Below are 12,407 nucleotides of genomic sequence, written 5' to 3'. Positions count from 1 at the left end.
CAGTCATGGCTGTTGCTCTGGGGTTTTCCGTGCGGCCGTTGCTGCCGCAGCGCGGACGTTTGCCGCTGTTGGTCGAGGCGGGCGATGCCGACACCGATCTGTTGGCGGTATTCGATGAATTGAAGGCCTTGGTCGACGAGCATTTGCTGCGCGACGGTGGTGTGCTATTTCGCGGTTTTCGCCTCGATGGCGCCGAGCAGTTCCGCCAGTTCGCCGCGAGTTTCGGCCATCCGCTGCTGAACTACGAGTTCGGCTCGACGCCGCGTACCAACGTCACCCAAGGCGTATACACCTCCACCGAATACCCGGCGCACCAGAGCATTCCGCTGCACAACGAGCAGGCCTATTCCCGCGACTGGCCGATGAAGATCTGGTTCTACAGCATGATCGCCGCCAGGTCCGGCGGCGAGACGCCGATTGCCGACAGCCGCGAAGTCTACCGGCGCATCCCGGTGGCGATCCGCGAGCGGTTCGTCAGCAAAGGCCTGATGTACGTGCGCAACTTCGGCAATGGCCTCGATGTCGCTTGGGAAGACGTGTTCAACACCGAAGACCGCGAAGTCGTCGAGGCCTACTGCAAGGCCCACGGCATTGTCTGCGAATGGAAGGACGACGGTGAGCTGCGCACGCGGCAGACCTGTCAGGCGGTTGCGGTGCACCCGGTGACCGGCGACCACGTCTGGTTCAATCAGGCGCACCTGTTTCACATCTCCAACCTGCCAGCGGACGTGCGCGAAAGCCTGCTCGACATCGTTGACGAAGAGGACCTGCCGCGTAACGTCTATTACGGCGACGGCTCGCCGATCGAAGACGAGGTGCTGGCGCAGATTCGTGCGGTGCTCGACGACTGTGCGATCAGTTTCCCTTGGCAGGAGGGCGATGTGCTGATGCTCGACAACATGCTCTCGGCTCACGCGCGCTCACCGTTCGAAGGGCCGCGCAAAGTCATCGTGGCGATGGCCGAGGGGCATTCGCAGGACGTGCGCTGACCTGTTCGCAACCCTTCAACTCAAATGCCGAATCCGGGCCTGTACCGGCTTCGGCATTTGTCTATCTGGCCTTTGTACCGTCGGGCCGTGATTGCCGCTGGCGCGCTAAATCATCGCGCCGGCCATTCGTTCTTGTTGATACGACCGGGTCTCCAGGTCACGCCGCCGATCAGCAAGGACTCCACGCATGAATGCCGCAGACGCACAGAAACTAGCCCGCCGCTTTATCGAATTGCCCCAGGACAAACGCCGTCTGTTCCTCGCCGGCATGGCCCGCGAGGGCATCGATTTTGCGCAGTTGCCCATGACCGCCTGCGACGGCATCGCCGAGCGTGACGGCTTGTCTTACGCGCAGCAGCGCATGTGGTTTCTCTGGCAACTGGAGCCGACCAGCGCCGCCTACAACCTGCCGATGGCGGTGCGTCTGGATGGCGATCTGCAAGTCGAAGCATTGGAGCAAGCCTTCAGCCGTCTGGCGGCGCGCCACGAATGTTTGCGCACCTCCTTCGGCCAGGACGGCGAGCGGGCCTTCCAGCGTGTGGCCGAACCAAAGCCACTGAAGTTGCCCGTGACTGACCTGAGCGAGTTGCCCCAAGCCCAGCGCTGGCCGCTGGCTCAGCAGCACATGATGGCCGAGGCGACCCAGGCCTTCGACCTGCAGAACGGCCCGCTGCTGAGTCTGCGGCTGTTGCGCCTGGCCGCGCAGGAACATGTGTTGCTGCTGACCCTGCATCACATCATCGCCGACGGCTGGTCGATGAACATTCTGATCGACGAATTCATGCGCACCTATGACGCGCTGGTGGCCGGGCGTGAACCGACGCTGGTGCCGTTGACCGTGCATTACCGCGACTACGCACTGTGGCAGCGCAGCTGGCTGGAGGCCGGTGAGCGCGAGCGGCAACTGGACTACTGGCGCACGCAACTGGGCGACGAACATCCCGTGCTGGAATTGCCCACTGACCGCGCTTATCCGGCGCAAGCCAGCCATCAAGGCGCACGTCTGGAAACGGTGATCGACGCGGCCCTGCGCGAAGAACTGAAAAACCTTGCCCAGCGTCAGGGCGTGACGTTGTTCGTGGTGCTGCTGGCGGCGTTCAAGACCCTGTTGCATCGCTACAGCGGCCAGACCGATATTCGTGTCGGCGGGCTGATCGCCAACCGCACCCGCAGTGAAACCGAGGGCCTGATCGGCTTCTTCGTCAACACGCAGATCCTGCGCAGCGCGGTCACTGCACAAACGCCATTCGCCGAGCTGCTGCAGAGCCTGCGCCAGGCTGCACTGGGTGCTCAGGCCCATCAGGATCTGCCGTTCGACGCCCTGATCGAAGCCCTGCAACCGGCGCGCAGCCAAAGCCACAATCCGCTGTTTCAAGTGATGTTCAACCACCAGCCGCTGGTTACCGATTTGCATCAGGCGCAACTCGCTTCAGGCTTGCGCGTGGGATATCTGAGCGAAGAGCAACTGGCTGGCAGCGCTCGGCAACACGCGGCCACCAGTGACCTGATGCTCGACACCCGCGAGGAGGGCGAGCAACTGTTTGCTGCCTTCACTTACGCCACGGATATTTTTGATGCTTCAACCATCGCCGCGCTGGCCGGGCATTGGCGCAACATTCTCCAGTCGGTGTGCCGTAATCCGCAGCAGTTGATCGGCGAAGTGGCGATGCTCGCCGACAGCGAACGCCACGGGTTGATCCAGGCCACCGCGCCAGCGCCTCGTTTCACTAGCGTGCAAAGCCTGTTCGAAGCGCAAGTCGCACGGACTGCGCAAGCGCCGGCGGTGCTGTTGGCCACAGCGCCTGCGCCGGCATTCAGCTACGACGAACTCAACGCTCGAAGCAATCGCTTGGCCCATCAGTTGCGCGCGCAGGGTGTCGGCCCGGACGTGCTGGTCGGCGTCGCGCTGGGACGTTCACTGGAACTGGCTGTGGCGCTGCTGGCGGTGCTCAAGGCTGGCGGTGCCTATGTGCCGCTGGATCCGCAAACCCCGGCCGAGCGTTTACGCCACGTGCTCGCTGACAGCGGCCTGAAACTGTTGCTCGGCGACCAGCAAAGCCTCGCCAGCCTGCCGCCGCTCGACGGCATCGAGTGCCTATGTCTGGAGCAATTGCCCGCCAGCGAGCAGAGCGACAACCTGCCGGTCACGGTCGAAGCCGACAACCTTGCTTACGTGATCTACACCTCTGGCTCCACCGGGCGGCCGAAAGGCGTGGCGGTCAGTCATGGCGCGCTGAGCGAGTTCATCGCCCGCGCCATCGACTACAGCGATCTACGCGAAGGCGACCGGGTTCTGCAATTCGCCACCAGCAGTTTCGATGGCTTCGTCGAGCAGTTTTTCCCGCCGCTGTGCCATGGCGCCAGCGTAGTCATGCGCGATGCGCCGTTGTGGGACAGCGCGACGCTGCATCAGGTGATCATCGATCAGGGCATCACTCTGGCCGACCTGCCGGCGGCCTACTGGTATTGGCTGGTGCAGGAATATGCGGCGAAACCGCCGGCCAGTTTCGGCGCGCTGCGGCAGATTCACGTCGGCGGCGAAGCCATGGCGGTGGATGGTTTGCGCTTGTGGCAACAGGCCGGGCTCGGCCATGTGCGCCTGCTCAACACCTACGGCCCGACCGAGGCAACGGTGGTCTCGACGATTCATGACTGCACCGCGCTGACCGCCCAAGACGTGTCGTGGCGCGGCATGCCGATCGGCCACGCACTGGCAGCGCGGCGTCTGTACGTGCTCGACGATGATCTGAACCTGCTGCCGCAAGGTGCGGTGGGCGAGTTGTACCTCGGTGGGCCGGGGCTGGCGCGCGGTTATCACCGTCAGCCGAGCCTCAGCGCCGAGCGGTTCATCGCCGACCCTTTCGCCGATGGCCAGCGCCTGTACCGCACCGGCGACCGTGCGCGGCTGCGCGGCGATGGCGCGCTGGAATATGTCGGCCGGGTCGATCATCAAGTGAAGATTCGCGGCTTTCGCATCGAACTGGGCGAGATCGAATCGCGCCTGCAGCAATGTCCGCGCGTTCGCGAGGCAGTGGTGCTGGCGGTGCCATTCGCGGGTGGAGCGCAACTGGTCGCCTACGTGGTGACAGAACCTGCGGTGCTTGCCAGCGCGGCAACGCAAACGGCGTTCCGTCAGCAGACCCGCGCGGCGCTGCAAGCCAGCCTGCCGGATTACATGGTGCCGGGGCATCTGCTGTTGCTGGCGGACCTGCCGCTGACGCCGAGCGGCAAGCTCGACCGCAAGGCCTTGCCGACGCCGGATCCGGCGCAGTTGCAGGGCGATTACCGCGCTCCGCAATCGCCGGCCGAGCAGTGTCTGGCGCAGGTCTGGGCCGAGGTGCTGCACGTGCCGCGTGTGGGCCTGGACGATCACTTTTTTGAACTGGGCGGCCATTCGTTGCTGGCCGCGCAGGTGATTGCCCGGGTCAAGGAGCAGATGGGCGTGGTGCTGCCGCTGCGCAGCCTGTTCGAAAAACCGCTGCTGGCGGATCTCGCCGAGGTGCTCGGGCAACTGGCCGAGACGAGCGGCGACGACGACTGGTCCGACCTGGATCAGTTCATGAATGCTTTGCAAGGAGTAGAAGTATGAGCGGCACGATGGCGGAACGTATTGCAAAAAGGTTCGTCGGCCTGCCGCTGGAACAGCGTCGGCTGTTTCTCGCCAAGCTGCGCGAGGAGGGCAAGGATTTCAGCCTGTTGCCGCTGCCGGTCAGCCGCCACGACTGCGCGCAGATTCCCCTGTCGTTCGCCCAGCAGCGCCTGCTGTTTCTCTGGCAACTGGAACCGCACAGCGCCGCATACAATATGGCCGCTGGCTTGCGTCTGAAAGGCCGGCTGGATGAGTCGGCCCTGAGCCGCTCGTTCGATCATCTGCTGGCGCGCCATGAAGTGTTGCGCACGGTGTTTCACACCGACGGCGATCAAGCGCATCAGCTGATTCTCGAGCAACAAAGTATTGCGCTGCAACGCTTCGATCTGACCGGCACCGCCGCGCAAGAGCGCGAAGAACTGCTCGCGCAACACGTGCAAGACGTCACCGCGCAACCGTTCGATCTGCGCCATGGCCCGCTGTTGCGCGCGAGCCTGTTTGCCCTGGCCGACGATGAGTTCGTGCTGGTGGTGAGCATGCACCACATCGTCTCCGATGGCTGGTCGATGGACGTCATGGTCAAGGAATTCGTCCAGTGCTATCAGGCGTTCAGCCTGCAGCGCGAGCCGCAATTGCCGGCGCTGCCGTTGCAGTACGCCGACTATGCGATCTGGCAGCGGCGCTGGCTGGAGGCCGGCGAGGGCGAGCGCCAGCTCGACTACTGGCGTCAGCAATTGGGCGACGAACATCCGCTGCTGGAAGTGGCGCCGGACTTTGCCCGACCGCTGACGCAAAGCTTTGCAGGACAGACCCTGAGTTTCGATTTCGGTGCTGACCTTTCGCAGCAGCTCAATGCCTTCGCGCGCAGCCAGGGCATCAGCCTGTTCATGCTGGTGCTGGCCGGGTTCTCGCTGTTCCTTTCGCGTCTGGCCGGCGAGCGCGACATTCGTGTCGGCGTGCCGAATGCCAACCGTGGCCGCGCCGAAGTCGAGGGACTGATCGGTTTCTTCGTCAACACCCAGGTGCTGCGTTGCCAGGTCGATGAGCGCGGCAGTTTCGCCGATTTGCTCGCGCAGGTGCGTGAAGCGGCGTTCGGCGCACAGGCACATCAGGAGTTGCCGTTCGAGCAACTCGTCGACGAATTGGTCGCCGAACGCACCCTGGGCCACAACCCGCTGTTCCAGGCCAAGTTCAACCAGAACGTCGGCATGCAGAAACAACGCTCGATGGCCTTGCCCGGCCTGACCGTCGGCGAATACCCGCTGGCCAAGGACGGCACGCACTTCGATCTGGCCTTGGATATCACCGACGACGGCGCGCTGATCCACGGCCAGATGACCTACGCCAGCGATCTCTATCGGGCGGAAACGGTCGCCGGTTTTGTGCAGATGTTGCTGGATCTGTTTACCCAGTTGCTCGACTCGCCGCAGGCGCCACTGCACACGGTTGCCACACCACCGCCTGCTGCGCTTGCCAGCCAACGCGAACCGGCGTTGACGGTGTTGCAACACTGGGCGCGTGAAGTGGCTCGGCAGCCGCAGGCGGTGGCGGCTCGTGATTTGCAGAAGACAATGAAGTTCCAGGCGCTGGATGAGGAGGCCAATCGTCTCGCCCATTATTTGCGTGCGCAGGGCGTCGATGTCGGCGACCCGGTGGCGGTGCTGCTGGAACGTTCGCTGGACTGGCTGACTTGCCTGTTGGCGATTCTCAAGGCTGGCGCGGTGTACATGCCGCTCGACGTCAAGGCGCCGAGCACGCGCCTGCAACAGATGCTCGGCGCTGCGCAGGCGCGGGCGCTGATCGGTGCTGAAGGCGACGCACGGCTCGGCGAATTGGCGGGTGAGGGCTGTCAGGGTCTGGAGTTTGCGCCGGGACAATGGCAGTCACTGCCGACGTCCGCGCCTGAGCTGACGCTGTATGCGCAGTCGCCGGCCTACGTGATTCACACCTCCGGTTCCACAGGGCAACCCAAGGGCGTGCTGGTCAGCCACGGCGCGCTGGGCAGTTATGTGCGCGGTGTACTCGAGCGTCTCGCGCCAGCGCCCGAGGCGAGCATGGCGCTGGTCTCGACCATCGCCGCTGACCTTGGCTTCACCGTGCTGTTCGGTGCGTTGTGCTCGGGCCGACTGCTGCATGTGCTGCCGGAAGAACTCGGCTTCGACCCGGACCGCTTTGCCGAATACATGGCCTGCCATCGCGTTGGCGTGCTGAAAATCGTCCCCGGACATCTCGCCGCGCTGTTGCAGGCGGCCAAGCCTGCCGATGTGCTGCCGGAACACGCGCTGATCGTCGGCGGCGAAGCCTGTTCGCCGGCGCTGGTCGAGCGCGTGCAGCAACTGAAACCGGGCTGTCGTCTGATCAACCACTATGGCCCGAGCGAAACCACCGTGGGCGTGCTGACCCACGAGGTCGAAGAACTCGCCGCCCAGGCGCGCAGTGTTCCGATCGGCACAGCGCTGGTCGGAGCCCATGTCTATGTGCTCGACGATGTGCTCAACCCGGTAGCTGATCAGGTTGCCGGTGAGTTGTACATCGGCGGCGACAGCGTTGCCCTGGGCTACCTGAATCAGCCGGGGCTCACCGCTGAGCGTTTCCTGCCTGATCCGTTTGGGAACCCCGGCGCGCGGGTGTACCGCAGTGGCGACCGGGTCCGGCGCAATCGCGAGCAGGCGCTGGAATTCATCGGTCGTGCCGACGATCAGGTCAAAGTGCGCGGCTACCGTGTGGAGCCTGCGGAAGTCGCGCGGGTGTTGCTCAGCCTCGATGGCGTCAGCGAAGCCGCCGTGCTCGCGCTGCCACTGGATGACGACCCGGCGCGCCTGCAACTCCTGGCATGGTGCGTGCCGGCGGTGGGCGCGAAGGTGCAGGCGCAGGAACTGCGCGAGCAGTTGCAGGCGCGGCTGCCGGATTACATGGTGCCGGCGCAGTTGCTGTTGCTGGAAAAGCTGCCGCTGACTGCCAACGGCAAGCTCGACAAGCGTGCCTTGCCAGTGCCCGGCGTGGTCAGCCAGCAGTTCGTCGCGCCGGTCGGTGAGATCGAGGAGAAACTGGCGGCGATCTGGGCCGAAGTGCTCAAGCTCGAAAGGGTTGGCAGCAGCGATAACTTCTTCGAGCTGGGTGGCGACTCGATCCTCAGCTTGCAGATCATCGCCCGGGCCAAGCGCCAGGGCATCAAGCTCAGCCCCAAGCAGTTGTTCGAAAAACAGACCATCGGCCAACTGGCTGCTGTGGCCAAACTGATCGAAGCCAAACCGGCTGCCGTCGCGGCACCAGTGGCACGCGGGCCGTTGCCGTTGCTGCCGATCCAGATGCGCTTCTTCGAGACGCCGATTGCCCAGCGCCAGCACTGGAACCAGGCGGTGATGTTGCAACCGACCCTGGCGTTGGACGTCGTACATTTGCGTGAGGCGCTGGCGGCGTTGGTCGAGCAGCACGAAGCGCTGGCCTTGAGCTTTGTGCAGTCGGGCGATAGCTGGCAGGCGTGGCCGCAGGCTCAGCGCGATGCCGAACTGCTTTGGCTGCGCGAACTGGACAGTCTCGATGCCTTGCCGGCCGTGGCCGACGCGGCGCAGCGCAGCCTGGACCTGCAACGCGGGCATTTGCTGCGCGCGGTGCTGGTCACTCTGCCGAATGCCGAGCAGCGTTTGTTGCTGGTGATTCATCACCTGGTGGTCGACGGCGTGTCGTGGCGCATTCTGCTGGAGGACTTGCAGCAGGCTTACCAGGCATTGGCGGCGGGGACGGCGGCGGTGTTGCCAGGCCAGAGCAGTTCGCTGCACAACTGGGCCGAGCAGTTGCATCGTTATGCGCAGAGTGAAGCGCTTGCCGGCGAACGCGATTATTGGCGCCAGACCCTGGCGGCGGAAGACGCGGCACTGCCACAAGATTTCGCCGTGGACAGCCAGACCCGCGCCCAGGCCGCCCGCGCCAGTACGCGCCTGAGCCAGACATTGACCGACAAGCTGCTGAAAGTCGCCCCGGCGGCGTACCGCACGCAGATCAACGACCTGTTGCTGACGGCTTTGGCGCGGGTGCTGTGTGACTGGAGCGAGCAGCCGTCGGTGTTGATCCAGCTCGAAGGCCATGGTCGTGAAGACCTGTTCGACGACATCGACCTGAGCCGCACGGTCGGCTGGTTCAGCAGCCTGTTCCCGGTGCGCCTGACTCCGCAGGCCAATCCCGCTGCGTCGCTGTGCGCGATCAAGGAGCAACTGCGCGCCGTGCCGGGCAAAGGCATCGGTTATGGCGTGCTGCGTTACCTCACGCGTGCTGCCGAGTTGCAGACGCTGGCGCAACCACGGGTGACCTTCAATTACCTCGGTCAGTTCGACGGCGCGTTCAGCGCCGAGCAGGGCGCGTTGTTCGTGCCAAGCGCTGACTGCACCGGCGCCAATCAGGATGGGCAAGCGCCGCTGGGCAATTGGCTGAGCGTCGACGGACAGGTTCTCGGCGGTGAGCTGGAACTGACCTGGACCTTCGGCAGCGGCATGTACCGCGCCGAGACCATCGAGGCGCTGGCCGAGGCTTATCGCTGCGAACTGCAACGCCTGATCGAACATTGCTGCGCGAGCGGCGCAGGTGGCGTGACACCCTCGGATTTCAACCTCGCCAACCTGACCCAGGCGCAGCTGTCGGCATTGCCGATGGCGCCGCGTGACATCGTCGATCTGTACCCGCTGTCGCCGATGCAGCAAGGCATTCTGTTCCACAGCCGTAACGAGCCGGACAGCCCGGCCTACACCAATCAGCTGCGCGTCGACGTCGAGCAGCTCGACGCCGAGCGCTTCCGCCAAGCCTGGCAGCAGACCCTCGAAGCCCACGATATTCTGCGTACGGCGTTCGTCTGGCCGCAGGATGCCGCCGCGCCGGTGCAAGTGGTGCGCAGCCGTGTGCAGATGCCGTGGCAGGTGCAGGACTGGCGCGGTCGCACCGGCCTTGATTCAGCACTTGATCATCTCGCCACTGAAGATCTGCATAACAGCTTCGATCTGCTCGACGCACCGCTGTTGCGCGTGACGTTGGTGCGCACCGCTGAGCACACTCATCACCTGATCTACACCTGCCATCACATCCTCATGGACGGCTGGAGCACTTCGCAGTTGTTCGGCGAAGTGCTGCAACGCTACGCCGGCATCGCGCCGAGCGCAGGGCAGGGGCGTTATCGCGATTACATCGAATGGCTCGGCCAGCGTGATCAGCAGGCCAGTCGACAGTTCTGGATTGCGGCGCTGGCGGACCTTGAACAGCCGACGCGACTGGCCAGCGCCATACCGGTCAGGCACGCCGCCAGCGGCTATGCCGATCACGAGCATGTGTTCAGCGAACCGCTGACCGCCGAACTGAACCGCTTCGCCCGCGAGCAGAAAGTCACCCTCAACACACTGGTGCAAGCGGCGTGGCTGCTGCTGTTGCAGCGTTATACGGGCCAGGATCACGTGGCGTTTGGCGCGACGGTCGCCGGACGGCCAACCGATTTGCCGGGTGTCGAGCAGCAGATTGGCCTGTTCATCAACACCTTGCCGGTGGTGGCGGCGCCATCGCCGGAGATCGGCGTCAGCCAATGGCTGCAACAGGTGCAAGACCTCAACCTGGCCTTGCGCGAGCACGAACATACGCCGCTGTATGACATTCAGCGCTGGGCCGGCACGGGTGCCGGGGCGTTGTTCGACAGTATTCTGGTGTTCGAAAACTATCCGATGGCTGAAGCACTGGCGCAGGGCCCTGAGACGGGCCTGAAGTTCTCGGCAATCCGCCGGCAGGAGCAGACCAACTATCCGCTGACGCTGGTCGCGGTCACCGGCCGCGAGCTGAGTCTGGGCGTGAGTTACGATCAGGCCAGTTTCGACGCTCCAGCGATCAGTGTGTTGAGTGCGCAGTTGCAAGGCCTGCTCGAGCAGTTCCTCGCCGACGCCACGCAGCCGCTGGGCGCGCTGCAACTGCTCGCCGAGCCACAACAGCAACAAGCGATCGAGTGGGGCAAGGCGCCGGTTACCACGCCGGATCAACGCACGGTGCTGGCGCACATCGCCGCGCAGGTGCAGCGACAGCCACAGGCGAACGCGGTGCTGTTCGCTAAGCAGTCCATCGCTTACCAAAACCTCGATACCAGGGCCAATCGTCTGGCGCACAAGCTGCAAGGCATGGGCGTCGGGCCGGAAGTGCGCGTCGGTGTGTGCATGCGCCGCACGCCGCAGATGCTGGTCGGCTTGCTGGCGATCCTCAAGGCCGGTGGCGCCTACGTACCGCTCGATCCGGATTACCCGCAGGAACGCTTGCTGCACATGCTCGACGACAGCCGCGCGGCGGTGCTGCTCACTGAGCCAGCGGCATTGGCGATGCTGCCCGAAACCTTGAGTGCGCAGGTGCTGCTGGTGGACGAGAACGTCGCCAGCGAATACCCGGCCACTGCGCCGCTGGTTAACCTCGCGGCTGAAAATCTGGCGTACGTGATCTACACCTCCGGCTCCACCGGCAAACCGAAAGGCGTAGCAATCAGCCACGGCAATCTATCGGCGCTGATTCAATGGTCGGCTGGGGTCTATCGCGAAGAACAATTGCGCGGCGTGCTGGCCTCGACCTCGATCTGCTTCGATCTCTCGGTGTGGGAAATCTTCGTCACGCTGGCCTGCGGAGGCTGCCTGGTGCTGGCCGACAACGCCCTGGCGCTGGCGGATTTGCCGGCGCGCGATGAGGTAACGCTGATCAACAGCGTGCCGTCGGCGATCGCCGCGTTGCAACGGGCCGGGCAGATTCCGTCGTCGGTCGGCACCATCAATCTGGCCGGCGAACCGCTCAAGCAGGGTCTGGTCGACAGCCTCTACGCCAGCACTCAGGTGCAGCAGGTCTACGATCTTTACGGGCCGTCGGAGGACACCACTTATTCAACCTTCACCCTGCGCACGCCGCAGGGGCGGGCGAACATTGGCCGGCCGCTGGACAACACCGTGGCGTACCTGCTCGACAGTCAGTTGCAGGTGCCGCCCGAGGGCGTGGCGGCCGAGCTGTACCTGGCGGGTGCCGGGGTGACGCGCGGCTATCTGCGCCGCGCCGCGCTGACCGCCGAACGCTTTGTGCCGAATCCTTACGCGAGCAATGGCGAGCGCCTGTACCGCACCGGCGATCTGGTGCGCCAGGGCGATGAGGGCAACATCGAGTACATCGGTCGCGCCGACCATCAGGTGAAGATTCGCGGCTTCCGCATCGAACTCAGCGAGATCGAAGCACGCCTGCTGGAACTCGACGATATCCGTGAGGCGGTGGTACTGGCGCAGGACGGCGCCGCAGGCAAACACCTGCATGCCTACCTCGTCGCCGCACCGGACAGCGAGCGGTCGACGCTGGCCGAGCGGGTGCGCAATGCCTTGGCCAGCCGCTTGCCGGCGCACATGGTGCCGGGGCATCTGCACCTGATCGACGCGATCCCGCTGACGCCCAACGGCAAGCTCGATCGCAAGGCGCTGATGGCGTTGGGCGAGAGCCCGACGCAGGAGCAATACCTGGCGCCGCAAAGCGATCTGCAATGGGAGGTCGCGACGATCTGGCAGGAAGTGCTGGAGGTCGAGCGGGTAGGGCTGGCGGACAATTTCTTCCAGCTCGGCGGCCATTCGTTGCTGGCGACATTGGTGGTGACCCGGGTGCAGGAACGTCTGGGCGACAAGGTGCCGCTCAAGGCGTTGTTCGAGACCGACACGCTCAAGGATTTCTGCGCGCGGATCGAAGCCCTGCGCGTCGAAATGTCGCCCGTTCAGGATGAATTGGCTAAATCACTGGAGGCCCTCAAACGTCTATCCCTCGATGATCTGGAAAAACTGATTTCTTGAGAGGGAAAA

3 protein-coding genes are annotated in these 12,407 nt (G+C 64.3%); all 3 read left to right on the top strand.

Annotated elements, in window-relative coordinates:
- Positions 1-5: 5 nt before the first annotated feature.
- The 3 genes from JWU58_RS18100 to JWU58_RS18090 all read left to right on the top strand — a co-directional run bounded on the left by JWU58_RS18100 (position 6) and on the right by JWU58_RS18090 (position 12,398).
- Positions 6-989: a TauD/TfdA family dioxygenase gene (locus tag JWU58_RS18100; protein WP_024012352.1), complete on the top strand. Its 984-nt coding sequence runs from the start codon at positions 6-8 to the stop codon at positions 987-989.
- Between the two features lie 187 nt (positions 990-1,176).
- Complete coding sequence (locus JWU58_RS18095; protein ID WP_206420714.1) at positions 1,177-4,578, top strand: non-ribosomal peptide synthetase; 3,402 nt, start codon at positions 1,177-1,179, stop codon at positions 4,576-4,578.
- Positions 4,575-12,398, top strand: a complete 7,824-nt coding sequence (locus JWU58_RS18090) for a non-ribosomal peptide synthetase (protein ID WP_206420713.1) — start codon at positions 4,575-4,577, stop codon at positions 12,396-12,398. Before JWU58_RS18095 ends, JWU58_RS18090 begins: the two co-directional genes overlap by 4 nt.
- Positions 12,399-12,407: the final 9 nt, after the last annotated feature.

Origin of the sequence: Pseudomonas atacamensis (assembly GCF_017167965.1) — a bacterium.
In the GTDB taxonomy this organism is placed as follows: Bacteria; Pseudomonadota; Gammaproteobacteria; order Pseudomonadales; family Pseudomonadaceae; genus Aquipseudomonas; species Aquipseudomonas atacamensis.
The sequence above is the reverse complement of the archived record's forward strand: the minus strand, read 5'-3'. Positions and strand labels throughout refer to the sequence as shown.

Coding starts and splice junctions, on each gene's coding strand:
- JWU58_RS18090 (WP_206420713.1), top strand. CDS start 4,575: ATGAGCGGCACGATGGCGGAACGTATTGCAAAAAGGTTCGTCGGCCTG.
- JWU58_RS18095 (WP_206420714.1), top strand. CDS start 1,177: ATGAATGCCGCAGACGCACAGAAACTAGCCCGCCGCTTTATCGAATTG.
- JWU58_RS18100 (WP_024012352.1), top strand. CDS start 6: ATGGCTGTTGCTCTGGGGTTTTCCGTGCGGCCGTTGCTGCCGCAGCGC.